The organism is Paenibacillus ehimensis NBRC 15659, from assembly GCF_004000785.1.
GTDB lineage: Bacteria > Bacillota > Bacilli > Paenibacillales > NBRC-103111 > Paenibacillus_G > Paenibacillus_G ehimensis.
In genome coordinates this window covers 36,127-58,437 of sequence record NZ_BILX01000012.1, presented here as the reverse complement: position 1 = coordinate 58,437, position 22,311 = coordinate 36,127, and the positions used below count along the sequence as shown (strand labels likewise).

Sequence of the window (22,311 nt, the reverse complement as noted above, 5' to 3'; positions counted from 1 at the left end):
CAGCTCCTTTGGTGTTGAATGTGAAAAGGCCAGTGCGCCATACGGTTGCGGTGAAGCTTGCTTATCCGCCCGGTGCGCGCAGGCTTAGTACCGGTCCATAATCAGCTGCGTTTTCAGCGAATCCTGGGCCAGGAACCAGCCTTTGCTTTGCAGATAAGTCACCAGCTCGTCGTGCTTCTGCGAGGCGGTGTCCCGGTCGTCCGTCTTGAACGAAATTTCGACCACGTTCTCCGTACCGGAGCCGTTTGCGCTGCGGATCGGCCACACCTCGATGTACGTTTTCAGGCCGCTCCACGTGCCGGTGTACCGCTTGGCCAAAACCGGGCCGTAGATGCGGGAGTTTTGAAGCTGCTCGGTGCCCCAGCCGGCGTACAACCACTTGTCGAATTTGCCCGGGGCATTATCGATCAGCAGCTTGCGGGAATCTTTGACCGAAGGCAGGTCCACGCCGCTGTAGCCGGATTTTTTGACGTCTTTGGAACGTGTGATGCTGAGCGTCTTGTTCTGGTAGCCCCATTCCACCTGCGCCTCGTAGTTCGTGTCCGACGCGTCGAAGCCTTCCTGATTGGCCTTCGTCAGCGCCGCATCGATATTGCCGTTGGCGATCGGGTACCGCTTCTTGTAGCTCAGCTCGAACTTGCTGTCGCCTTCCTTCTTCCGAATGCGCGGGCTCCAGCCGTTGCCGTAAATGTCTTTGCCGTCCGTATCCAGAAACTGCACGTTCATCTTCGTCACCTTGTCCGACATGCCGAACGCGCTGCGGACGTCGCTTTTCAGCTTGTCGTCCGAGCCCAGCACGGCGTTTGCGGGCATGAGCAGCTTCACCTCATAGTCCGGCACCATGTTGCTTGCGGCTTTGACAGGTGCGGCAGGAAAGACGGAAGATACCGTCAAAGCGGCGGACAGGACGACTGCGGAAAGCGCCCCAATCCATTTGGATCGTTTGTTCATCATCGACAACTCCTTCATGTTCTGGAATAGGCTTACATGCTAGACTGTAATGACCGTTTGTTATCTAGATGTTAAGCAGATATGTTGTTTTTGTAAAGAAAAATTTGGAAGTACATATAAATACTAGATTTATCGGGCCTCTTTTCGCAGAAAATCGATGAACCGTTCCATGACGGCGGACTGCCGCCGGTCCGCATTGTAAGCGCAGTACACGTAGCGCTTGAACGGATTTTGCGGAATCGGGCGAAATTCGAGCTCCCCGCGCTCTACTTCCCGCTGCACGGCCTGCCGCGAAACGAATGATACGCTCTCCCCCTGCATGACGACCTGCTTGATCGCTTCCAGCGAATCGAGCTCCATGTGCGCTTTCAACTGGACCCGGTTGCGCTGCGCCCACCGGTCGGTCATTTGCCGCGTGCTGGACTCCGGTCCGTGGAGCAGAAAAGGCGCCTCGGCGAGCTGATCGGGATACAATTGCGGGCAGGCGGCCAGCCGGTGACCCGGCGCAAAGACGACGACCAGCTCATCCTCGCACACGGTTTCGGCAATCAGCGGAGCCGATTGGAACGGCTCGGTGGACAGGATGCCGAGATCGATCTCGTGATTGCGCAGCAGCTCCCGGATGACGGGAGCCGTCTTGACCTGCAAAGACAAGGTGATTCGCGGATACGCCTTGGCGAAGCCGCTGAGCACCTTCGGAAGCAGGTACGTCCCCGGCACGTAGCTGGCGCCGATCTTCAGCGTGCCGCGGCCCAGTTCGTCGAATTCTTTCACGACCCGCCCCGCTTCCTGCGCCAGCGCGTTGATTTTGACCGCGTAATGGTAGAGCGACCGGCCGGCCTCGGTCAGAATCGTCTTGCCCGAGCGCGTCTCGAACAGCTGCACCCCGAGCTCCTGCTCCATGCTCTTCATGTGAAACGTCACCGTCGGCTGCTTGAGCCCGAGCTGCTCGGCAACGGCGGTAATTTTCTTGTGCTTGTCCAACAGCTCCACGATTTCCAGCTTCAGCAGACTGAAATTCAATGTGCCCACTCTCCTTGTTCGGCTCCGCATTTTCCCACAGTATAGAAAAAATCTATGAGAATGAATAGTATCCATTGAATTAATTAACATAATCTTTACGTCCCGCTGACAATCTTCTGCATTTCGCCATGTACACTAAAGCTAGTTTGCAAGATAGGAAGGGTTGCAGCATGGATGTGGTCATACGGGGGTTGGAAAAATCGTTCGGGGCGGTGCAGGCCTTGCACCGGACGGATCTGGTCATCAGAAAAGGGCGGTTTACGACGCTGCTCGGGCCGTCGGGCTGCGGGAAGACGACACTGCTGCGGATGATCGCCGGATTGGAGCGGCCGGACCGGGGGGAAATCCGCCTCGGAGACGAATGCTTGTTCTCGGCCGAGAAGCGGGTCGATCTTCCGGCTCATAAGCGGCATTTCGGCATGGTCTTTCAGGACTTCGCCTTGTGGCCGCATATGACCGTGTTCGAAAATGTCGCCTTCGGCCTGCGCGCCACCGGACAAACGAAAGACCTTAAGCAGCGGGTGGAGGAAGCGGTAGCGAAGGTGCGGCTGCAAGGGATGGAGAAGCGGTACCCGCACCAGCTTTCGGGCGGGCAGCAGCAGCGGGTGGCGTTCGCCCGGGCCGTCGCGCTAAGGCCGCAGCTTGTGCTGTTCGACGAGCCGCTCAGCGCTCTCGATGCCGTGCTGCGGGACGAAATGCGGCTGGAGCTGATGAGTCTCGTGCGGGAGATCGGGCTGACGGCGCTGTATGTGACGCACGATCAGACGGAGGCCATGTCGATGTCCGACGAGATCGTCGTCATGCAGGAGGGCCGCATTTTGCAGCAGGGCGCGCCTGAGGACATTTACCGCACGCCGGCCCATCCGTTCGTCGCCCGCTTCATCGGCAAGTCGAACTGGCTGGTGCCGGACCGCAGCTTGCTTCGCCCCGAGCATGTCCGGTGGTCGCCGCCGGAGGAAGGCGCGGCTGCCGCTTATCCGGGCACAATCCGCAGCGTCAGCTATGTCGGGGACCGCTACGAAATCGGGCTGGAGATGGGCGCGATGGGCCTGTGGACGGCTTATCATTCCACCCGCTTGCAGGCGGGAGAACGCGTGACGGTGTACGTATCGCCGCAGCATATTCACCATATTGCCGAATAGGACGAGGAGGAACGACGCATGAACATGGGGAAGGGATTGAAAAACGGGGCCTTGCTGCTGCTGACGGCCGTGATGGGCTTCGGTATCGCCGGATGCGGAACGACGGCTGCGGACAAGTCCGCGAATACGGGTGCAGCGCCTGCGCCGAAGACGGAGCAGGCGGCCGCCAAGCCGGAGGACAAGAAAGGGGACAAGAAGCTCGGAGGCAAGCTGGTCGTCTACAGCGCCGGTCCGAAGGAGCTGGCCGAAAGCATTCAGAAAGGGTACGAAGCGAAGACCGGCGTGAAGGTGGAAATGTTCCAGGGGACGACAGGCAAAATTTTGGCCCGGATGGAAGCGGAGAAGGCGAACCCGGTCGTGGACGTCGTCGTACTGGCTTCCCTGCCGTCGGCTCAAGGGCTCAAAAAGAGCGGGCTCACGCTGGAATACAAAAACGCGGCCAACGCGGACAAGCTGATTCCCGATTGGTCGGACAAAGACGGCCATTTCTTCGGCTACAGCGCCTCCGCGCTCGGCATTGTATATAACACGAAGCAGGTGAAGACGCCGCCAAAGGAATGGAGCGATCTCGCCAAGGACGAGTGGAAGGGCAAGGTGAACATCCCCGACCCGGCGCTGTCCGGCTCCGCGCTGGATTTCATCACCGGCTATCTGAGCGCCAAGGGCGACGGGGGCTGGGAGCTGTTCGAGCAATACAAGAAAAACGGCGTCGCTTTGGCGGGCGCGAATCAGGAGGCGCTTGACCCGGTCATCACCGGGGCGAAAAGCATCGTAGCGGCAGGCGTCGACTACATGACGTACCAAGCGAAGGCGAAGGGCGAGCCGGTCGACATGGTGTATCCGGCCAGCGGTACGGTCATCAGCCCCCGCCCGGCGGCGATTCTGAAATCGAGCAAAAACACGGACAACGCCAAAGCGTTCATCGATTATCTGCTGTCCGACGAAGCGCAGAAGATGGTGGCAGACACCTACCTGCTGCCGGGACGCAAGGACGTGAAGGCGAAGGACCGCGCGAGCGCCGACGAAATCGCGCAGATGAAGATCGACTGGACGTGGATGGATGCGAACGGCGACGCCGTGACGAAGAAATTTACCCAAATGTTTAAATAAGACGGTGACGGCATGCAAGCAAGAAGCTGGATTTCTATCCGATCGGTAGGGATGACCCTCGCCTTGTTTCTTTTGGCGGTCCTGGTGGTCGTCCCGCTTTTTTTCATCTTTCTGACGAGCGTCTATCCGGAGCAGACGCTGGATTTGTCCGCGCCGCTGCGGACCATTCTGGAGAACAAGCTCGGCGAAGTTTTCTGGAACTCGATCCGGCTCGGCCTGTGCGTCGTGCTCGGAACGACGGCGCTGGCGCTGCCGCTCGCCTGGATCTTGGCTAAAACAAGCCTCGGCCGGCATGCGTGGCTGGATATCGTGCTGCTGATCCCGTTCATGACGCCGCCGTATATCGGCTCGATGGGCTGGATTTTGTTCATGCAAAAAAACGGCTATATGGAGCAGCTTCTTCCCTTTACGGAAACGTGGACGCCGAAGTTTTTCAGCGTCTTCGGCATGGTCGCGATCATGAGCCTGCACTTGTTCCCTTTTCTCTATTTGATCCTGCGCAACGCTTTATTGCAGATCGGCGGGAGCAAGGAGGACGCTGCCGCCGTACACGGAGGCCGGTTCTTCTACAGCTTCCGGAGGATCGTGCTGCCGCTGCTGCTGTCCAGCTACGCGATGGGGGCGCTGCTCATTTTCGTCAAGACGATTGCCGAGTTCGGCACGCCGGCCACCTTCGGCCGCAAAATCGGCTTTTACGTGCTGACCTCGGAAATTCACAAATACATTTCCAGCTGGCCGATCGATTTCGGCAAGGCAACGGCGCTGGCGTCCGTGCTGCTGAGCACGTGCCTGCTGCTGTGGTACGCGCAGACGGTTGTCACCCGGCGGTATACGTACCGGTTGGTCGGCGGCAAGGGAACACGGAGCAAAATGTACCCGCTAAGCGGGCTGACGCGCCTATTGGCTTGGGGCTACGTGATTGTGCTGCTGGTGCTGTCCGTAGGCGTCCCTTACTTTTCGATTATTTCCGCTTCGTTGATGAAGCTGCGGGGCGTCGGGCTCGCCTGGGGCAATCTGACGCTGAATCATTACGCGGAGCTGCTGACCTGGGGCTCCAAAAGCATGACCGCGCTGCTGAACAGCCTCGGCTTGTCGCTGGTGGCGGCGACGATCTCGGTGCTTCTGGGCACGTGGTTCGCGCTGACGATCAAGCAGTCGAAAACATGGCCGCAGCGGATGACCGACCTGTTCAGCCTGCTGCCGAATACGGTGCCGGGCATCGTGCTGGTCGTCGGCCTGATTCTGCTGTGGAACGCGCCATGGATGCCCGTGCCGCTGTACAACACATACGGAATGGTTGTGCTGACGTATGTCGTGTTTTTTCTGCCGTACACGGTGCAGTACGTCAAAGCAAACTTTTCCCAGCTTGACGATGCGCTGTTTCAAGCGGGGCAAGTGTTCGGCGGCCGGCCGGCTTACATCTTCCGCCGCATTGTACTGCCGCTAATCGTTCCGGGGATGCTGGCGGGCTGGATGATGACGTTCACGATCTCGGTCCGCGAGCTGGTGGCGTCGCTGATGATTTTGCCGCCTTCGATGGAAACGTCGGCCACATATATTTTCGCGCAGTTCGAGCAGGGGAAGGTGTCGCTCGGCATGGCGATGGCGGTCGTCTCGGTCGGTCTGACGACGCTGATGCTGCTCGGGATCGACCGGCTAAGTTCAAAACAGAAAGTGGATTGAGACGCATGCAGCTCGACATCTGGGGCGGAGCGGGCGAGCACGGCCGCTCCTGTTACCTTCTGCACAATGACCGCATCCGCGTGCTGCTGGATTGCGGCGTCAAAAAGACGGGCGCGGGACAATACCCGCTCGTCGACCCGAACGTCATTCCGCGGCTGAATGCCGTTTTTTTATCCCATGCGCACGAGGATCATTCGATGGCGCTGCCGCTGCTGTACAAGCACGGCTACCGCGGCGTCGTCTGGACGACCCGGGCGACGGCGCAGCAGTTGGACACGTATTTCGCTTCTTGGAAAAAATATGTAAGGGGGCAGTCGGCCGAGCTGCCATACGATGACGAACACGTGGAGGCAATCCGGTTCGCCTATTTGGAGGAGGCCGGAGCTTCGGGGGAGTGGATCAACGCGGCGCCTCACGTGAGAGCCTGCTGGGGCCGGAGCGGGCACTTGGCCGGCTCCGTCTGGCTGATGCTGGAGCTGGAGGGCAGACGGGTCTATTTCTCCGGCGATTACTCTTCGGAGTCCGTGCTGCTTGCGGCGGACGGACCGGAGGCACTGCCGCCGGGGACGGCGGACTGCCCGGCCGATCTGGCGGTGATCGACGCCGCCTACGGAATGGACGCCGAGGCGCAGCCGGTTCTGCTGGAGCGGCTTGCCGCCCGGATCGGGCAGGCGCTGGCGCGGGGCGGGTCCGTGCTGCTGCCCGTTCCCGCCTTTGGGCGCGGGCAGGATATGCTCGTCTGGGCGCGGGAGCGGTTCCCGGACGTTCCGCTCGTCGCGGAGCGGGAGCTGCTTCAGGCGTTCGGCCCGATGCTCGCTCGGCCCGAATGGCTGAAGCCGGGGGCGGCCGAGCGGATTCGGCGCTGCCTGGAAGACCCGCGCGTCGTTAGGGTGGCGACCGATGCGCAGCGGGAACAGGCGCTGTCGGCCGGGCGGAGCGCGCTTTATTTCACCGCCGACGGGATGATGCAGTCGGAGCGCGCGCAGTGGTACTACCGCAGGCTGGCGGCGGCGGGGAACGGCTGCGCCATCTTGACGGGCCACTTGGCTGCCGGCAGCTTCGGACAGCGTCTGCTGGACGACCCGGAGGCCGGGGACGGCTGCTTGGCCGAAGCGATCCGCTACAAGGTGCATCAAGGCGTGGCCGATGTCAGGCGGATGCTGCGGGCTTTCGGCAGCCGTCGGACGGTCCCGGTGCATACGGGGCGCAGCGCGACGGACGCCTTGTGCGCCGCGCTGGCCGCGGAGGGCTTCGCCGGGCTGCATTCGCTTGGGCCGGGCGAAGCGCTGCGCTTCTAGCTGCTGCGCAGCCGCTCCAGCACCCGGCGCTTGCGGTACAGCATTTTGCCTGCCTCGGCGACGTCCTGCAGTGTGCTGCGGTTCAGCACCGCGCCGAAGATCATCCCGGCGACGGGGACAAGCTGGAACAGCTTCTTCCAGCCGAAATTGTCGCGGTAGATCATCACGACCTCGCGCCAGCCTTGAAGCTGGGAGATCGCGTCCCGCTGCCGGTGCTCGTTGTCGAAGTCGGCCAGCTCCTCCAGCACGGCCTTCTTCCCGACGATGTCGGAGGAGGCGAACTGCAGGCACTTGATCACGAAGACACGCTCGCGCTTGTCGTTCGGATCGTAGCCGTACACCATCGCCATCTCCTGCAGCACCTTGAGCGACAAGCCGAGGATGGCCGGAATGTCGATGGCGAGCGTAAAGATGCCCCCGAAGCCGGTCGTCGCCCCTTGGGCCGTCGCAAAGAGAGTACGGCTGCGGGCGAATTCGTCGGCGGCGCCGTCCATGACGGCGAGCGGCAACGAGGCGACCTCGTCTAAGGTGTGCGCACCGGCAAGCGTTGGCTCTGATGCGTCCGACCGGCTCGCGAGCTGCCGGTTCAGTTGGTCGAGCACGCTTTTCTCCGAGATCAGGTATTGTCCGCCCGTTTGGACGAAGCTTCCGACCTCGTCCATCGCCTGCGCCAGCTTGTTCTGCAGCGCCTTCGGCGTGATCCGGTCGAGCAGTTGGAAGGGCAGTCTGCCGAGCTTCTCCCAGAACCATAAATCTTTCTGGCTGTTCTCCCACGCCGTAATGTCTGCAAGCGCCTGCTGGAGTTCCTCTTTCGTATCGGGAGCAGGCAGCGGATGAGGGTTATCATGTATTGTCATGGATGATCAGCTCCTTTATATCCCAGTATTACGGTGCGAGTCCTTGGAAGGATGCAAATGCGAGGTCGGGCTACCTTCCATGCTGCGTCGGGGTGGCGGGTTATGGAAAAAAATTGTGCCCGGCGCGGAAGGAGCTGGTTGAAAGCACTTGCATCTTTGGTGGAATTGGTGTAAATTGGAATACACAACATTGCGATTGCTCGGATGTTATGAAGCGAAAAGCGACGATCAAGGACATGGAACGTGCGACCGGTTGCGCCAGAGAGGGCGTCCGAGGCTGAAAGACCCCCAACCGCCGTATGCTTCACCCACCTTGTAGCTGCAGCGGGGAACTGAGCTGGACGTATCCGCTGCCGGGCCTCCCCCGTTATCCGAATGAAGGACTGTGCGCGCCTGGAATCCGAGGCACATGCGGTTGAACCAAGGGTGGTACCACGACACGTTTTCGTCCCTGACGAAGGCGTGTTTATTTTTTATATTCCGAACTTGGAGGGATTCCCATGCGACAACAAAATCTGCTCATGCCTACTCTGCGGGAAGTCCCATCGGATGCCGAAGCGGTCAGCCACCGACTGATGCTGCGGGCCGGCTTGATCCGGCCGCTTGCAGCGGGGGTGTACACGTATTTGCCGCTTGGCCGCCGCGCGCTTCGCAAGGCTGAGGCGATCGTCCGGGAGGAAATGGACCGGATCGGCGCGCAGGAGGTGCTGCTGCCGGCCATGCAGCCTGCCGAGCTGTGGCGGGAGTCCGGCCGGTACGGCGTATACGGACCGGAGCTTGTCCGGCTGCGCGACCGGCACGACCGGGAATTCGCGCTTGGGCCGACGCACGAGGAGGTCGTTACGGCGCTCGTTCGGGACGAGATCAGCTCGTACCGCAAGCTGCCGCTGACGGTATACCAGATTCAGACGAAGTTCCGCGACGAGCGGCGCCCGAGGTACGGCTTGCTGCGCGGAAGGGAATTTCTGATGAAGGACGCGTATTCGTTCGATACGGACTGGGAAGGGCTGGACGCGACCTACCGGGTGATGTACGAGGCGTATCACCGGATTTTTACCCGTTGCGGGCTGATTTACCGGGCGGTGGAAGCGGATGCGGGCGCGATCGGCGGCGAGGGCGAGACGCACGAGTTCATGGCGCTGGCGGAGATCGGAGAGGATACGGTCGTCGCCTGCAGCGGCTGCGACTATGCGGCCAATCTGGAGAAGGCGGAAGCGGCTGTCTCGCAGCAGGCGCAAGCCGGAGCGGATGAGGGGGCCGCGCCGCCGCTGGAGCGATGGCATACGCCGGACATCCGCACGATTGCGCAGCTGACGGAGCTGCTCGGACCGGAGGCTTCGCGGCTGATGAAGACGCTGTTGTATGTGGCGGACGGGAAGCCGGTGGCCGTCATGGTCCGGGGAGCCGACGAAGTGAACGAAGTCAAGGTACAGCGGTATTTGGGCGCGGAACAGCTGGAGCTGGCCGACGCGGAGACGGTGCAGACCGTTACCGGCGCGCCGGTCGGTTTTGCCGGACCGGTCGGGCTGAGCGTGCCTCTTCTGGTCGACCGCGAAGCCGCCGCCTTGAGCGAGGGCATCGCCGGTGCGAACGAGCGGGATTACCACTACCGTCATGTCCGGCCGGGCCGGGATTTCGCGTTGGCGCATACGGGAGACTTCCGCGAGGTGCGGCTCGGAGACCGCTGTGTCCGCTGCGGCGAGCCATTGACGCTGTACCGGGGGATTGAGGTCGGGCACGTGTTCAAGCTCGGCACGAAATACAGCACAGCGCTGGGCGCGAGGGTGGCGGGAGTCTCCGGCACGGAGCAGGACGTCATTATGGGCTGCTACGGTATCGGCGTTTCCCGTCTGTTGTCCGCAGTGCTGGAACAGCACCACGACGAGCAGGGCATCGTCTGGCCGCTTTCTTTGGCGCCGTTTTACGCGCATATCCTTCCGGTGTCCATCACGGATAACGCCCAGCGGGAGCTGGCGGAGGAGCTGTACAACCGGCTGCAGTCGCTGGGCGTCGAGGCGCTGCTGGACGACCGCGAGGAGCGGCCGGGCGTCAAGTTCAAGGACGCCGATCTGATCGGCCTTCCGGTCCGCCTCGTCGTCGGCAAGAGAGCGGGCGAGCGGGTGGTCGAGTACAAGGAGCGCCAAGCTCCGGAGGCGGAGTCGCTTGCCGTGGAAGAAGCGATACGGCGGGTGCTGGAGCTGGTGAAGCCTTCGGCGTCTTTCGTAGGTGTTAAGTAAGTACATAGGATGAATTGTTTGAATGATTTCGCCAAAATTAGGAATGCCGAGGAGGGGTTACAAATGCATACCGTTTCGGACTATTTGTTTATTGCCTCATTGCTGGCGCTTATTTTGAATTTTTTATTCGTGGGCGGAGGAGGCCGCGGAGTTACGTATAACGGCGGTTCCGCGGAAGCGCACTACGCCACGGATTTGCAGATGCAGCAGGACCCTGGTAAAGTATTCAAACGACAGGATAGCGTGATAAAAAGATACTTCAAATCGAAACTGTTTTGGATCGCTGCGGCGGGCATCGTCATTTCGGTGATATTGTCGGAAATGGGATAAGCCATACGGCGCAGCAAGGCAAGGAGGCACACGTTCATGATCCGAATCGGCTTGGCCGGGTGGGGCGACCATAGCGACTTATACGAGCAGGGCCTCCCGGCCCGAGATAAACTGAAGGTCTATGGCAGGTACTTCTCGCTTGTCGAGGTGGACAGCTCGTTCTATGCGGTGCAGTCGCCCGCCAACTTCGAGCGGTGGGCCGGGGATACGCCGGACGGCTTCGCGTTCGTGGTCAAAGCCTACCAAGGCATGACCGGTCATCAGCGCGGGAACAACCCTTTCGAGGATGCGGACCATATGTTTCAAGCGTTCCGCGAGTCGGTCGAGCCCTTGCGGACGGCGGGCAAGCTGAAGGCGGTGCTGTTCCAGTACCCGCCCTGGTTCGACTGCAACCGGCTGAACGTCGAGCAGCTTCGGGAAGCGAAGCGGCGGATGGGCGACCTGCCCGTGGCGCTGGAATTCCGTCATCAGAGCTGGTTTGACGGAGAGATGAAGGCGAAGACGCTGGCCTTCATGGAAAAAGAAGGCTGGATTCACAGCGTCTGCGACGAACCGCAAGCTGGCGTCGGCTCGGTGCCGACCGTGCTGCATCCGACGGACCCGGACGTCACGATCGTCCGCATGCACGGCCGCAACGCGGCTAACTGGAACCAAGGAGGCGGTCCGAACTGGCGCGAGGTCCGCTACTTGTACCGGTATAACGCGGACGAGCTTGCGGAGTGGAAGGAGCATCTCGCGAAGCTGCAGGAGCGGAGCAAGGAGATTTGCGTCATTTTCAACAACAACTCAGGCGGTGACGCCGCGGCAAACGCAATGCAGATGCTGGAGCTGCTCGGACTGCCGACGAAGCCGTTCGCCCCGCGGCAGTTGGATTTATTTTGAGACAGGCTCAGGCCCGGATTCTCCGGGTTTGGGTCTTTGTTTTTTTGTTCCCGGGCACCAGATTGGAAACTACTGGTTTCAGTTCTGTGAATCTTACCACTTTATCGCTGCAAACCTAAACTTTTCAATAAACAAGGTCGATAAAAATGCAATGCCAAAAATTACAAAAAAAACTCATAAGCACCTCGGTTGATCATATTTGGGAGAGATCCGTATGGGAGGTTAGGTCATCACCTATGGAAACATCGAAGTGGGACCTTTTGAATGGACAAATCTGCAAGATTTGCAAGTGGTAAACCTTCAACGATCATGCAAAGCTGACTTTAACCGGGATTGTGCCGGAAGAGCGAAGGGACAGCTACGTCCAAATGGCCAATGCGCAAACGCAGGTCAAAGTTGTCCTGACCGACGATGATGGAGAACAAAAAACGTGGTTTCAAGGTATCTTCCGGAACATTCAGGTACAGGCCATCCGCGGCATTTATTACTTAACGGTCGAAGTTGCCTCGCATACCTGCCTGCTGGACGTGAAACTGCATAAACGCTCCTTCCAAAATCCGAAAATGCCGTATACCGAGCTTGTTGAAAGGATAGAAAAATGGATTTAGAACTAAGAATACTAATAAAAAAACTTATTGGCGGTGAAATAACAGATCTAGAATTTTTGGATTTGTTCAAGGGAAATATGGAAATAACTTGCTACTTTGACAAAATGTTAGAAGTTATTTGTAGAGAAAAAAATAAAGATGACCTAGGATTAATATTTTATATAGGATTTACATTTGATTTGTTTGATGAAAGACATTTGGAAATGTTAAACCAGTTAATTACCGAAGCTTGGCACAAGGCACACGAGGATATTGCTGGCTTGCTTCAATATTTTAAATCAAATTCATCGGTAGAAAGTCTCTATAAAGCAGCAATAACTAAATTTGAGTATCTTCATTACACAAATGCCCTTGCCGTAAAATGTATCTGGGCTCTAGGTGATATTAATACGCCAGAGTCTAAAGAGAAGTTAGAACTCTTAAGTAAATCAAAGGAAAAAGAAATTAAAAAGTATGCTTTACACCAATTAAAAAGAATCTCTATAAAAAAGTAGTATAAAATAATTTACCAAAGTGAACACATTTATGAAATATTCGAAAAAGCGACAGGTGATTTAGTTACTTGTCGCTTTTGAAATTTTTTACAATCCAATTTTGGTAAGGAAAGAGAATAAGGATTCGGATCCACCAGTACCGGCACCTGATAAAGCACCTGCAGGTTATATATGGCATCATCATGAAGATGGAACAATTATTCTTGTTATGAATATAGACTACCTGAAGGATTTATTCCGATAGGAGATGACCCTGGGGGGAACGTCATATGCTTAGGAACAAAAGAGCCATACAATGAAACTATTTATTTTTGGGATCATGAGGAAGAGCCTGAAGACTCCGAGGATATGAGCAATATGTACTTTCTTGCGAATGATATTTTTGAGTTTCTTGATAAATTAATTGAAGACTCTGAAGAATAAAGTGTTTACATCTTAGAAGTGAGGTCGTACAATACAACCAGCAATGCCGCAATGCTAGATTGCCGCCCGTGTTGCGTTTTCTTTCATCCGTTGCTATATCACAAATTACCACTCAACGAATGAGTATGAGCAGCGGCTATTCAAAAAGACCCTGCCCAGTGCCGAGTAAGTGATCCCACTAAACATATATAACTCATGTAATACCCGTATAACGATTTCACTATTCAAAAGCTTATTCCGACTTGAACTTAAAGTAGGAATAAGCTTATTTATATTACATGCTGCCGAATAGTTCGGAAGATGCAAGGAAATTAAAGCAAGGTTCGATTATTTGAGCGGCCAACCAGGTAATCAAGACTCACTTCGAAATAGTCAGCAAGAGCAATGAGAGTCGGAACACTTGGGATATTCTTTCCTTTTTCCAACGAACTCATGGCTTGTTTTGTGATGCCTAGATGTTCTGCCAAGTCTTTGGCCATTACTTTCCTTTCATTGCGAAGTTCAAGTAATCTTGCGGAAAAGGATTCTTTGTCAAACATATAAAAACTCCTTGAAAGTCAATTGTTAATTTACTAATATCTAAAATATAGTCAATTATTAGTTGATCAAAGAAAAATCGTAAAGATAATACAGCTAATGCAATTCTACCAATATTAAATCTGTAATGAAAGAGGGGGCGACCGCTTTAAAGAATCAGAATTAAACCAATGACCATTAATCGGGCTGTAAAAGCTGCATTTATTGCTTATTTCATATTTAAAATGAAAAGTCAAAAAACTGTTCAAAGGATGGAGGAAGCAAGCATGCAAGATGTCGTAGAAACCTACCAACAAGAGGAAATTCATTTACTCGGAATGATTCAAGTATGCGAAACGTGCAGAGATATTATTTTGAACTTTGTGCGGCAGCAAAACGGTAAAATTAACTGTATCGTAATGGAAGACTTGCTGATATCTCTTTTTAAAGTAGAGATGGAACAACGTGAGAATTTGCTTCATATGCAATTAGCCAAAGCAAGACTAAGCAGCGCTACGTAGTAAGCTTTTTATCACTGGAAAATCAGAAGTAGACGAATTGAACGCTAACAAGCGCAAGATGGTTTTGGAGGGAAGAATAGCGTGGACTTATCTTATTCTTTCTACACTGATTTTCAAACGAGAGAAGAAATAGATGAATTTTTACTGGCCCAAGCGAGAAAGGCAGTAGAAGATCATGCCTATTTTAAAATTAGCAGGCAGGGAGAGAGTGAAGAGGGAGATACGCTGGATTTTAGCTGCAAGTCCTTTTGGGTCAGCACGAATTTAAGCTTCGTCACAGATACAGCTAAAGAATTTGATCTCGATGTAAATTTTTGCTTGTGGATCAGCGTTTATCCTAGTGGAGGCGCGAGGTTTATCCAGTTCATAGGCAATTACTTATAACTATAAACCGCTATAGAACTAAATTCAAAGAAGAATTGTATCTGTATTCCGATATATCATTTTTGTTAATGACGGAATAGCGTTACATTCAAATTTTGCAGCGAAACTACCCTTAAGGATCGATTGGATGCCGAAGAACGAGACCTGATGCAGCAAATTCAAACCTATGAAGCTTGTACCATGGCTATATTGAATATGACCATCGGTCAATTAATGTCATTACATAAATTAACGGTTGAAGACATTGTTTCGACCCTTCATCGCGCAGCTCTCGATCTGCAAACCGAATTGCTGTAGGTGCGGGTAGAAAAGGCACCGAGCCTATTGTGACAACATGAAACAGGGGTGGTCTGAGATCCAGAGATACGCGACTTTACCGAGAGGTTAAATAAAATAATGATCACGTTAACTTCAAAAATTTGTAACTTTTGGATAAAAAGATTGTGTAATTTGATTGAAAAATATTTCAAATAAAGGGTTTATATGGTATTAATTGCTTGAGGGCACTGGCCAGACCTCAAAAATTATTTTGCACGGTATTATTCGGAGGAGGAGAAAAAATGAAAAAAATGACAACTGCTTTAACGATTGCCGTGATTGGAGCAAGTCTTGTATCAAGCCCCGGCTTTGCGGCGGAAGGAACCCCAGTTCAACAAGCGCCTCAACAACAGATTATTGTCGCGCCGCCGGAGGGCGAGGTTACGTATCATTTGGAGCCGGGGGCCGTCGCGGTTGCGGGTCCTTATGTACTCCAGCCAAACGAGGGGATTCGCCTAACCTCGATTATTGCCGACGAGTACGATTGGTGGCTTGTGGATCTTAGGAACAACAATCAGACGATCCGGAAAGAGCAGCCGGAAAACAATACGATTTATGTTAAGCAGAGCAGCCAGTATATGCTGTTCATCCAAAATAAAAAGCAATGCACCAACTTTATGAAAGTGAATATCCGGGTGGTTCGCTAACGGCGTCCCGACATAGAACAGCTCCTTTGCGCCACGGTGCTGAGAAAATCCTATATAAGCAGCAAAGCTCATAAGGACTCCCGGCCGGGAGTCTTTTTTCAATTTACCGGAATACTTCAAATGTACGAAACGTGCAGGGAAATTAGTTTGAACTTTAGGTAAACATTACATGTTAATGACTTGAATAGTAAACGCAAAAAATCCCCGCCTTGAGATGAAAGGCAAGGAACTTTTTACGGTATTTATGATTCGGCGTGTTAATAGTAACAAGATGCGATCGGGGATTCACTTTTTTTCGCGTGCACCACTCGGTTAGTTCAAGAACGATTCGGCGATTTTAATCAAATCCTCTTTGCTCATATTACAGAACTCGTCGATTTGATACGTATATTCGGCGCCCGAACTGCCGTTGATCCAGGTGATATTTTTTCTTCCGCCTTTTCCGTCTTTGTCTTTGTAAACCGTATAAAGCATTTCGACACCTTTGACCTTAATTTTTTCCTGCTCGAAATCAATGTCTTCTTCGATATAAGCCGTAAATGGGCCATTATTGGATTTGACGATAGTAACGTCTACTTCATCGTCCCCCTGTTTATAAACCGTTCTCAAATGAAAAAAATCATCAGATAGCTCGAGGGGCATCATCGCATAATCCTTGCTCGATTCCTCCGCCTGCTTCCGCAGCTTTTCCGCCGTTGCCGCCTTTTCTTCCGGGGTAGGAAGATTCACCTCATTGACCGGCGCAAAGAAGACCTTGGCGCTTTCGAACTTGAAGCTCTCTCCCAAACGATCAAGAATTTTAACTTGCTTGCCTGCCAATTTGGCACGGAGTGCCGCTGCATCGTTAAACATGACCGGCTTGTACCTGGTGTCCGTTTGCTTGTCCGGATTGTGGGGAACGACATAAAAGAGACCCGCCGAACCATCCGGCAACAATTGCTCCGCCAAATCCCGGACCTTTATCAAGCGTTGGCGTTCTTCTTCCGAAGAAGTGGGAGGAGGAGACTGCTTCAACGGTTTGACCTCATAAATCACTTCGCCCTGCTCGTTTTTCAAAAAATCGTATTTCATCGCGGCAAACCCTGACGATACCGTCAAAAGCATTCCGACTGCGACCAGTATACTGACTTTATATTTCACAAAAAAACGCTCCTTCTTGTTCTGCTCGGCGTGCAGCTTCCTCATCACTTCTCCAGTCAAGTCAACATCGGGAAGCTGCGGGTCATGAAAAAGTGCTTTCAAATCCTGATCCTTGTCCAATGTCATACCAATCCCACTTCCTTCACTTGAGCATAGTACTTCCGGAATTTTGCAGCCGAACGTCCGTATTTTTTTCGCAGATTAGCGCTGCTTTGATTCAGAATCAGGCTGATTTCCTCGTAGCTCTTATCCTCCACACAGCGCAAAATTAACAAGTTCCGCTCTTCTGTCGTTAATCTCGATAAGGCCCGATGTACGAATTCATTAAAATAGTTGGCTTCGATCTGCTGATCTATGTGTTTATTTTCCTTCTCATCCCGGTAAAAGAAGGGCAGATATCTGGCCAGCTTTCGCTTGCGAATGACATCGATGCAATGATTGTAGGCAATCTTGTACAACCAAGCGCCAAACGGCACATGCTGACTGTACTTCGTCAAGTTGCGAAAGGCCTTTAAAAATACTTCTTGTCCGCTATCCTCCGCTTCCGTATCGCTGCCCAGCATGTGATAACAGTAGCGGAAAATCGGTTTTTGGTAGTTCTGCACGATTTTCTCGAACTTGTCGATATCACCCTCCAGGACGTCAGCAATCGTCTGACGAAGCTCAGAATCATCCACCACGTTCATCCCCTTTCACCCTGTACAACGAACCACCCGTGCAAAAATGTGACAGTACCAACAGAATAATTTAAGCGCGTCAGCTGGGCAAGCAAGAAAAAAAGCAAGGCTTGCTCCGGTCCTCATTCGAGAAGGAGCAAGCCTTTCCACATGCTTACTTATCGGCGGCCGCTTTGGTTCCCTTGGGAACGCCGTCCAGGCCGTAATATTGGTCATACGCGTCGAATATTTTGCGGGCGATCGGCGCAGCGCCCCAGGCGCCGAATCCGCCCTCCGGGACGACGACGGCTACGGCGAGCGTCGGATTTTCCAGAGGCGCGAAAGCGATGAATACGGCGTTATCGACCAGTTTTTTGCCGACGGACTGCGTGGAGGTGCCGGTTTTTCTGGCAAAAGAATACGGGAAACCGTCGAAGCCCTGCACCTTGACATTGGCCATGCCTTGGAGCACGGCGTTCCACTCGGCCGCGGCAAACTCCGTTTCGTCCAGTACGACCGGTTCGTCGAATTTCTGGATGAGCTGGCCTCTGTCGTAGCTCTCAATCTTGTCCACCAGCAAAGGCTTGAGCCTTTTGCCCCGTGTAGCGAGGGTTGTGGCGAACTGGGCCAATTGCAGCGTCGTGTAACGTTCGTTCTGCCCCCAAGAGGCAAATACCATCCGGGATTGGAACGATTCGCTCTTGTTCGTTTTAAACTCGTTGACGCCTTTATACTCTCGCGGCAGGCCGCTTTGCGTGGAAACCCCCAGTCCGAACTTGGCCAAATAGTCCTCCCACACGTCTACGGCTTTTTCGCCGTACTTCGAGTGCAGCGCATTGCCGATTTTATCCGACATAAACGTGTTGGACGAGTGTGCGATGGCCGTGGCCGGTGTCAGCCACCCGTAAGCGGCCCGGTCGGAGTTGGTTAGGCGCGAGTTGTCTTTGCCGTAGGTAAATACGCCGGTATCGTAATATTGGGTTCCGGGATGGATGAGGCCTTCCTTGAAGCCGATCAAGACGGACAACGGCTTGATCGTCGAGCCCATATAGACGATCGATGTGGGATGCTTCTTCCGTTCTTCCTCCGGAAAATTGCCGTAGGCGGTCGTAATGGTGCCGTTATTGACAAAAGGCTGGATGCTATCGAAGTCGCTTTTTGTCGAGAACCCGCTGATCCATAAGTTCGGATCGTAATCCGGCATGCTGGCCATAGCGACCACTTTGCCCGTCTTCACCTCCATCGCTACGGCGTAGCCCGCCCGGGCATTCGGGGCGTAAGCGAACCGGTTGCCGGAGGACTGCAACGTTGCCAGATGGTCCATAATCGCTTGTTCCGTCATAAGCTGGACATCCTTATCGATCGTCAAATACAGATGGTTGCCCTTCTTCGGAGTCTGCAGCGTCACCTCGGGGCCGGCAATTTTATTGGCCGCATTGACCGGGAACGCTTTGTATCCGCTTTCGCCGCGCAGCTCCTTCTGGTACATCAGCTCGATCCCATCGAATCCGACATCCTCCGTATCGACGTACCCCTCCGTATTTTCTTTTTTCCGATAAAAGGGAAGTCCGTTATTCGGTTCCCGGGCGGCGGAAAACGGCTTCATATAGCCGACCAATTGAACGGCAATCGTATTCTCCCGGTCGTAGGTCCGCGTGCTTTCCTCTACGACTTGAATCCACTTCAGTTCGTCGCGCCATTCCCCGATATATGCGATTTCGTCGCGGGTGAGATCCGTTTTGATTCGTCGCGGGACGTAATAGAAGGAAGGCTCCTTCGTTTTTGTTTTGGTTAGATCGTATCCGACATCCATCAGCCTGATGATTTCTTCGGCGGTCAGCTTTTTGGGAGACGGGGCTCCGCGCTCCGAGAAAATTCGTTCCAGCTCGCGCGCGAGAGCAATGACCTGATCCTGGGTTTGTCCTTGCTCGATACGAAAATAAAGCGATTGGGTAGGCGTGGTATAGGCGATCGGAGCGCCTTTGCGATCGAAAATATTGCCCCGGGTGGGCGGTATGGGCCTGTTTTTATTGTTGGCTTCTTCTTCCTTCAAATTCTTGCTTTCCACCAATTGAAGCATGGCAAGACGGAGAATCAAGATCGAAAACAAACAAAACGTAATAAAGAAAAAGACATTAATTCTGGATGCAAGGGGAAGCCCGCTGCTTGGCGGACGCATCCGTTCGGCTAACTTTTTCAACATCGCGCCTCCTGAGGGTGAATAAGGAAGAAATTTCTGATATTGTAGAGACGATCCAGAATGGAGAAAAGGTGCATAAGCTGAGAAAAAGGGGATTTATTTTTTTGTGCTTTTTAAAATTGTGAAAATTACCACTTTACTGGCTTTTGTCCTAAAGCTTTCAAGCCTATTCGCCGATAAAACAAGCTGTTATCTCTTACTAGTCTGGACCGAAAATTTGAATCGCTTGGAGGCTTCTGTTTTGAAAAAGTTAAGCTCGTTTGTTGCGCTCGCGCTGCTATGCGCGATGTTTACCGCCTGCTCCAATCTCAAAGTGAACCCGCCGGCTGCGGAGCCAAGCGGCACGACGGCCGACAAACCGTCTGCAGGCGCGGCCTCGGGGGAATCGGGTAAGAATAAAAACGACGCGGCAAACATCGAAGCCTTGGAAGAGGCGATGGAGATCGAGAAGTATAACGCGTATGTGCAGCTCAATAATTACATGACAGGCCGCTTGGAGCAGGTGCTAACCCGTTATTTTGAGAAGCTCGGGGACGGCGAGCAGCCGATCATCGGGAAGCATTTCAGCTTCACCATGCTGTCGGTTTCGGCCAACGACAAGTCCGCCTTGAACAAGCAGTTCGGCTACGCCGATAAAACGCCTGCTTTTCCGACCGTAGACCCCGCGGTTGTCAAGCTGAAGCCGGTGATGAACGAGCTGGTCGCCATCCTGTCCGAGGCACACGATTACTACGAAACCAAAGGGTATGTCGATGATAATTTTGCAAAGAGTAAAGAGCTGCATACGAAGATCGTTAAGGCGGCGGATGGTTATTATGCAGCCTCGGGCGAGTTCTTGAAGGCGATGGCCAGCATGGGAGCCGAGCGCAGGCAGGAAAGTCTGAAGAAATATCAGGACAATGACCAGCAGCTCAGGTACAGCGCTCTGAAGTTTTTAATGGATGCGCAGGCACTGTCCGCCGAGATGGAAGAGCAGGGGGTAACGGCCAAAAACATCCTGGATCTGGACATGGGCAAGTTTAAAGCGAAGTACGACGTGCTGGTTGAGGATCTTACCAATTTGACACAACTATCGCAGGACGCCATGCGGGCGAAGAAAGAAGGGCTTAGAAGCGATTTGGTGGAGGATTATGTGGACGAAGCCAAGGAGGTTAAGGTTGCCGCTTCCGAAATCATCGAGCGTGTGAACAAGAAGAGTGCGGTCGACGAATTTGACTTGAGTAACAGCTTTTTTCTCGAAAATCGAAATGGCACGCCGGAGAAGTTCAAGAAGACGCTTCGCGACGCCATCCAAGAATACAACCGCTTGAAGTAAGGTTCAGATTTCCCGGACTACAGGCGGCATGGGGGGGCCTGTGGGGAACATGCCCCCCTGCCTTTCAGTCCAACATATTCATGTTCACATAGACGAGAAGGATGAAATATCCCAGGACTACAAGAGGAACGAGTGCGTTGCCGTAAGGAAGGTTGAGCGCGCCGGCCAGGACGAAGAGCACGCTGACGATCAGATTGTAGGTCCCGACGATTTTCGCCAGCTTCTCTTTATCGCGGACCCGGCTTTCGTTGAAACCGGATAAAAAACGGGTATATTTTTTGGCGCCGATCAGATAAGCTAAGAGATAGGTGATAAATCCCAGCAGAATGAGATGATAGTTCATAGGCAAGAGACCTCCTCGTATCATCGTATATTCATAGCCTTTGATTCCATTATACCAAGGATTTGTCGCCCCGGCATGAAAACATGAAGGGCAGGGGAGAACGATATATGAACGACAGAATTGCCAAGCTGCAATCTTACATGGAACACCGTGAATTGGACGCGATGTTGATTACGCTGCCGAAGCACGTCTTTTATTTGACAGGCTACGCGTCGGATCCGCACGAACGCTTCCTCGGGGTACTGCTTACCCCGGATAAGGAGCCGACGCTGATCGTCCCTGCGCTGGACGAGGAAGCCGCCCGCGGAGCGGCGGCGGGGGTCGGCGCGTTTGCCACTCATACGGATACGGACGATCCGTACGCCGTGCTTAAGGGGCTGCTGCCGGGAGCAATCCGGCGGTTTGGTCTGGAGAAGACGCATCTGACCGTCAGCCGGTTCGAGCGGCTTGCCGCGGCGGTCGGCGCTTCGGAATACGTCGATGTGGACGAACCGCTCCGCGAGATGCGGGTCGTGAAGTCGGATGACGAAATCGTACGGTTGAAGCGGGCCGTGTCGCTGGTGGAGGAGGTGCTTCGACGCGGGCTGGAGAAGGTCACGCCGGGAGTCACGGAAATCGAGATTGTCGCGGAGCTGGAGTACCAGATGAAGAAGCTCGGCTCGGAAGGCCCGTCGTTCTCCACGTCGGTGCTGGCCGGCGAAAAGTCTGCGATGCCGCACGGAACGCCGGGAATGCGGAAGATCCAAACCGGCGAGCTGCTGCTGATCGACTTGGGCGTGTTCGCGGACGGGTACGCCTCCGACATTACGCGGACGTTCGCCGTCGGGGAGATCGACGACAAGCTGAAGCGTATCTACGACACGGTGCTGCAGGCGAATTTGCGGGCGATTGAAGCGGTGAAGCCCGGAGTAACGTATGCCAGCATCGACAAGGCGGCCAGAGATGTGATCGAGGCGGCCGGGTACGGTCCGCAGTTCGTGCACCGGCTCGGCCACGGGCTCGGCATCGATATTCACGAGTTCCCGTCGATTCATGCCGGAACCTCCGACCTTCTCGTGGCAGGCGCGGTCTTTACGGTCGAACCGGGCATTTATGTGCCGGGTCTCGGCGGCGTGCGCATCGAAGACGATGTCCGGGTGACCGGCAGCGGCGTCGAGGTGCTGACGTCGTTCCCGAAGGAACTGACGGTGATCGGATAAACTTGGCATGAGGAAAGGTCTGCTTGCTTGTCCT

22 protein-coding genes and 1 pseudogene are annotated in these 22,311 nt (G+C 54.3%); 15 read left to right on the top strand and 8 right to left on the bottom strand.

Annotated elements, in window-relative coordinates; all coding sequences use genetic code 11:
• Nucleotides 1-84 precede the first annotated feature (84 nt).
• Together PEH01S_RS09610 and PEH01S_RS09605 are read right to left on the bottom strand one after the other, a co-directional pair.
• Entirely contained in the window at nt 85-951 is an 867-nt protein-coding gene (locus PEH01S_RS09610) for a hypothetical protein (RefSeq protein WP_127485166.1), read from the bottom strand.
• A 129-nt stretch (nt 952-1,080) separates the two neighbouring features.
• On the bottom strand, nt 1,081-1,974 hold the full coding sequence (locus PEH01S_RS09605) for a LysR substrate-binding domain-containing protein (RefSeq protein WP_127485086.1): 894 nt from the start codon (nt 1,972-1,974) through the stop codon (nt 1,081-1,083).
• A gap of 170 nt (nt 1,975-2,144) precedes the next feature.
• On the opposite strand from PEH01S_RS09605, the gene PEH01S_RS09600 reads away from it, so the two are divergent.
• The 4 genes from PEH01S_RS09600 to PEH01S_RS09585 are packed head-to-tail and all read left to right on the top strand — an operon-like array spanning nt 2,145 to nt 7,207.
• Entirely contained in the window at nt 2,145-3,116 is a 972-nt protein-coding gene (locus tag PEH01S_RS09600) for an ABC transporter ATP-binding protein (RefSeq protein ID WP_127485084.1), read from the top strand.
• Between the two features lie 18 nt (nt 3,117-3,134).
• Nucleotides 3,135-4,226 (top strand): ABC transporter substrate-binding protein, encoded by a 1,092-nt coding sequence (locus PEH01S_RS09595; RefSeq protein ID WP_127485082.1) that lies wholly within the window; start codon nt 3,135-3,137, stop codon nt 4,224-4,226.
• Nucleotides 4,227-4,238: 12 nt separating this feature from the next.
• The gene (locus PEH01S_RS09590; RefSeq protein ID WP_127485080.1) at nt 4,239-5,909 is read left to right on the top strand and encodes an ABC transporter permease; all 1,671 of its coding nucleotides are present in this window, start codon (nt 4,239-4,241) and stop codon (nt 5,907-5,909) included.
• A 5-nt stretch (nt 5,910-5,914) separates the two neighbouring features.
• Nucleotides 5,915-7,207, top strand: a complete 1,293-nt coding sequence (locus tag PEH01S_RS09585) for an MBL fold metallo-hydrolase (protein WP_127485078.1) — start codon at nt 5,915-5,917, stop codon at nt 7,205-7,207.
• On the opposite strand, the gene PEH01S_RS09580 is transcribed toward PEH01S_RS09585, so the two are convergent.
• Entirely contained in the window at nt 7,204-8,064 is an 861-nt protein-coding gene (locus PEH01S_RS09580; RefSeq protein ID WP_025852053.1) for an EcsC family protein, read from the bottom strand. The two genes, PEH01S_RS09585 and PEH01S_RS09580, sit on opposite strands and share 4 nt — an antisense overlap.
• 500 nt (nt 8,065-8,564) lie before the next feature.
• Here PEH01S_RS09580 and PEH01S_RS09575 point away from each other — a divergent pair, with 500 nt between their 5' ends.
• The 6 genes and pseudogenes from PEH01S_RS09575 to PEH01S_RS09550 all read left to right on the top strand — a co-directional run.
• Nucleotides 8,565-10,301 carry a proline--tRNA ligase gene (locus PEH01S_RS09575; RefSeq protein WP_127485076.1) on the top strand — a complete coding sequence of 579 codons (1,737 nt, stop codon included), beginning with the start codon at nt 8,565-8,567 and terminating at the stop codon, nt 10,299-10,301.
• Nucleotides 10,302-10,364: 63 nt separating this feature from the next.
• Nucleotides 10,365-10,631, top strand: a complete 267-nt coding sequence (locus tag PEH01S_RS09570; protein WP_025852051.1) for a hypothetical protein — start codon at nt 10,365-10,367, stop codon at nt 10,629-10,631.
• Nucleotides 10,632-10,667: 36 nt separating this feature from the next.
• On the top strand, nt 10,668-11,513 hold the full coding sequence (locus PEH01S_RS09565; RefSeq protein ID WP_127485074.1) for a DUF72 domain-containing protein: 846 nt from the start codon (nt 10,668-10,670) through the stop codon (nt 11,511-11,513).
• A 368-nt stretch (nt 11,514-11,881) separates the two neighbouring features.
• Nucleotides 11,882-12,121: a hypothetical protein gene (locus tag PEH01S_RS09560; RefSeq protein WP_127485072.1), complete on the top strand. Its 240-nt coding sequence runs from the start codon at nt 11,882-11,884 to the stop codon at nt 12,119-12,121.
• Complete coding sequence (locus PEH01S_RS09555) at nt 12,112-12,615, top strand: HEAT repeat domain-containing protein (protein WP_127485070.1); 504 nt, start codon at nt 12,112-12,114, stop codon at nt 12,613-12,615. Before PEH01S_RS09560 ends, PEH01S_RS09555 begins: the two co-directional genes overlap by 10 nt.
• A gap of 207 nt (nt 12,616-12,822) precedes the next feature.
• Nucleotides 12,823-13,038 (top strand): annotated as a pseudogene (locus tag PEH01S_RS09550) (SMI1/KNR4 family protein); the annotation flags it as partial.
• 311 nt (nt 13,039-13,349) lie between these two features.
• Here PEH01S_RS09550 and PEH01S_RS09545 read toward each other — a convergent pair.
• Nucleotides 13,350-13,577, bottom strand: a complete 228-nt coding sequence (locus PEH01S_RS09545; protein WP_025852045.1) for a helix-turn-helix domain-containing protein — start codon at nt 13,575-13,577, stop codon at nt 13,350-13,352.
• 264 nt (nt 13,578-13,841) lie between these two features.
• On the opposite strand from PEH01S_RS09545, the gene PEH01S_RS09540 reads away from it, so the two are divergent.
• From PEH01S_RS09540 to PEH01S_RS09530, 3 genes are all read left to right on the top strand, one after another.
• The gene (locus PEH01S_RS09540) at nt 13,842-14,075 is read left to right on the top strand and encodes a hypothetical protein (protein WP_127485068.1); all 234 of its coding nucleotides are present in this window, start codon (nt 13,842-13,844) and stop codon (nt 14,073-14,075) included.
• Between the two features lie 81 nt (nt 14,076-14,156).
• Nucleotides 14,157-14,459: a hypothetical protein gene (locus PEH01S_RS09535; protein ID WP_127485066.1), complete on the top strand. Its 303-nt coding sequence runs from the start codon at nt 14,157-14,159 to the stop codon at nt 14,457-14,459.
• Nucleotides 14,460-15,019: 560 nt separating this feature from the next.
• Nucleotides 15,020-15,424, top strand: a complete 405-nt coding sequence (locus tag PEH01S_RS09530) for a hypothetical protein (protein ID WP_025852043.1) — start codon at nt 15,020-15,022, stop codon at nt 15,422-15,424.
• Between the two features lie 312 nt (nt 15,425-15,736).
• On the opposite strand, the gene PEH01S_RS09525 is transcribed toward PEH01S_RS09530, so the two are convergent.
• The 3 genes from PEH01S_RS09525 to PEH01S_RS09515 form a co-directional block, all read right to left on the bottom strand.
• Nucleotides 15,737-16,495, bottom strand: coding sequence for a DUF4367 domain-containing protein (locus PEH01S_RS09525; protein ID WP_164827756.1), 759 nt, complete (start codon nt 16,493-16,495; stop codon nt 15,737-15,739).
• Between the two features lie 191 nt (nt 16,496-16,686).
• Nucleotides 16,687-17,250, bottom strand: a complete 564-nt coding sequence (locus PEH01S_RS09520) for an RNA polymerase sigma factor (protein ID WP_246062862.1) — start codon at nt 17,248-17,250, stop codon at nt 16,687-16,689.
• Between the two features lie 145 nt (nt 17,251-17,395).
• Entirely contained in the window at nt 17,396-19,423 is a 2,028-nt protein-coding gene (locus PEH01S_RS09515) for a peptidoglycan D,D-transpeptidase FtsI family protein (protein ID WP_127485062.1), read from the bottom strand.
• A 238-nt stretch (nt 19,424-19,661) separates the two neighbouring features.
• Here PEH01S_RS09515 and PEH01S_RS09510 point away from each other — a divergent pair, with 238 nt between their 5' ends.
• Nucleotides 19,662-20,735, top strand: coding sequence for a YiiG family protein (locus PEH01S_RS09510; RefSeq protein ID WP_025852037.1), 1,074 nt, complete (start codon nt 19,662-19,664; stop codon nt 20,733-20,735).
• Between the two features lie 64 nt (nt 20,736-20,799).
• Here PEH01S_RS09510 and PEH01S_RS09505 read toward each other — a convergent pair whose 3' ends face one another.
• On the bottom strand, nt 20,800-21,078 hold the full coding sequence (locus PEH01S_RS09505; RefSeq protein ID WP_025852036.1) for a DUF3784 domain-containing protein: 279 nt from the start codon (nt 21,076-21,078) through the stop codon (nt 20,800-20,802).
• Between the two features lie 107 nt (nt 21,079-21,185).
• On the opposite strand from PEH01S_RS09505, the gene PEH01S_RS09500 reads away from it, so the two are divergent.
• Complete coding sequence (locus tag PEH01S_RS09500; RefSeq protein WP_127485060.1) at nt 21,186-22,277, top strand: M24 family metallopeptidase; 1,092 nt, start codon at nt 21,186-21,188, stop codon at nt 22,275-22,277.
• Nucleotides 22,278-22,311: the final 34 nt, after the last annotated feature.

Excerpts from the sequence above, each read along its gene's own strand:
- PEH01S_RS09610 (WP_127485166.1), bottom strand. The coding sequence starts at position 951 with ATGAACAAACGATCCAAATGGATTGGGGCGCTTTCCGCAGTCGTCCTG.
- PEH01S_RS09600 (WP_127485084.1), top strand. The coding sequence starts at position 2,145 with ATGGATGTGGTCATACGGGGGTTGGAAAAATCGTTCGGGGCGGTGCAG.
- PEH01S_RS09595 (WP_127485082.1), top strand. The coding sequence starts at position 3,135 with ATGAACATGGGGAAGGGATTGAAAAACGGGGCCTTGCTGCTGCTGACG.
- PEH01S_RS09590 (WP_127485080.1), top strand. The coding sequence starts at position 4,239 with ATGCAAGCAAGAAGCTGGATTTCTATCCGATCGGTAGGGATGACCCTC.
- PEH01S_RS09585 (WP_127485078.1), top strand. The coding sequence starts at position 5,915 with ATGCAGCTCGACATCTGGGGCGGAGCGGGCGAGCACGGCCGCTCCTGT.
- PEH01S_RS09580 (WP_025852053.1), bottom strand. The coding sequence starts at position 8,064 with ATGACAATACATGATAACCCTCATCCGCTGCCTGCTCCCGATACGAAA.
- PEH01S_RS09575 (WP_127485076.1), top strand. The coding sequence starts at position 8,565 with ATGCGACAACAAAATCTGCTCATGCCTACTCTGCGGGAAGTCCCATCG.
- PEH01S_RS09570 (WP_025852051.1), top strand. The coding sequence starts at position 10,365 with ATGCATACCGTTTCGGACTATTTGTTTATTGCCTCATTGCTGGCGCTT.
- PEH01S_RS09565 (WP_127485074.1), top strand. The coding sequence starts at position 10,668 with ATGATCCGAATCGGCTTGGCCGGGTGGGGCGACCATAGCGACTTATAC.
- PEH01S_RS09560 (WP_127485072.1), top strand. The coding sequence starts at position 11,882 with ATGGCCAATGCGCAAACGCAGGTCAAAGTTGTCCTGACCGACGATGAT.
- PEH01S_RS09555 (WP_127485070.1), top strand. The coding sequence starts at position 12,112 with ATGGATTTAGAACTAAGAATACTAATAAAAAAACTTATTGGCGGTGAA.
- PEH01S_RS09545 (WP_025852045.1), bottom strand. The coding sequence starts at position 13,577 with ATGTTTGACAAAGAATCCTTTTCCGCAAGATTACTTGAACTTCGCAAT.
- PEH01S_RS09540 (WP_127485068.1), top strand. The coding sequence starts at position 13,842 with ATGCAAGATGTCGTAGAAACCTACCAACAAGAGGAAATTCATTTACTC.
- PEH01S_RS09530 (WP_025852043.1), top strand. The coding sequence starts at position 15,020 with ATGAAAAAAATGACAACTGCTTTAACGATTGCCGTGATTGGAGCAAGT.
- PEH01S_RS09525 (WP_164827756.1), bottom strand. The coding sequence starts at position 16,495 with ATGAAATACGATTTTTTGAAAAACGAGCAGGGCGAAGTGATTTATGAG.
- PEH01S_RS09520 (WP_246062862.1), bottom strand. The coding sequence starts at position 17,250 with ATGAACGTGGTGGATGATTCTGAGCTTCGTCAGACGATTGCTGACGTC.
- PEH01S_RS09515 (WP_127485062.1), bottom strand. The coding sequence starts at position 19,423 with ATGTTGAAAAAGTTAGCCGAACGGATGCGTCCGCCAAGCAGCGGGCTT.
- PEH01S_RS09505 (WP_025852036.1), bottom strand. The coding sequence starts at position 21,078 with ATGAACTATCATCTCATTCTGCTGGGATTTATCACCTATCTCTTAGCT.
- PEH01S_RS09500 (WP_127485060.1), top strand. The coding sequence starts at position 21,186 with ATGAACGACAGAATTGCCAAGCTGCAATCTTACATGGAACACCGTGAA.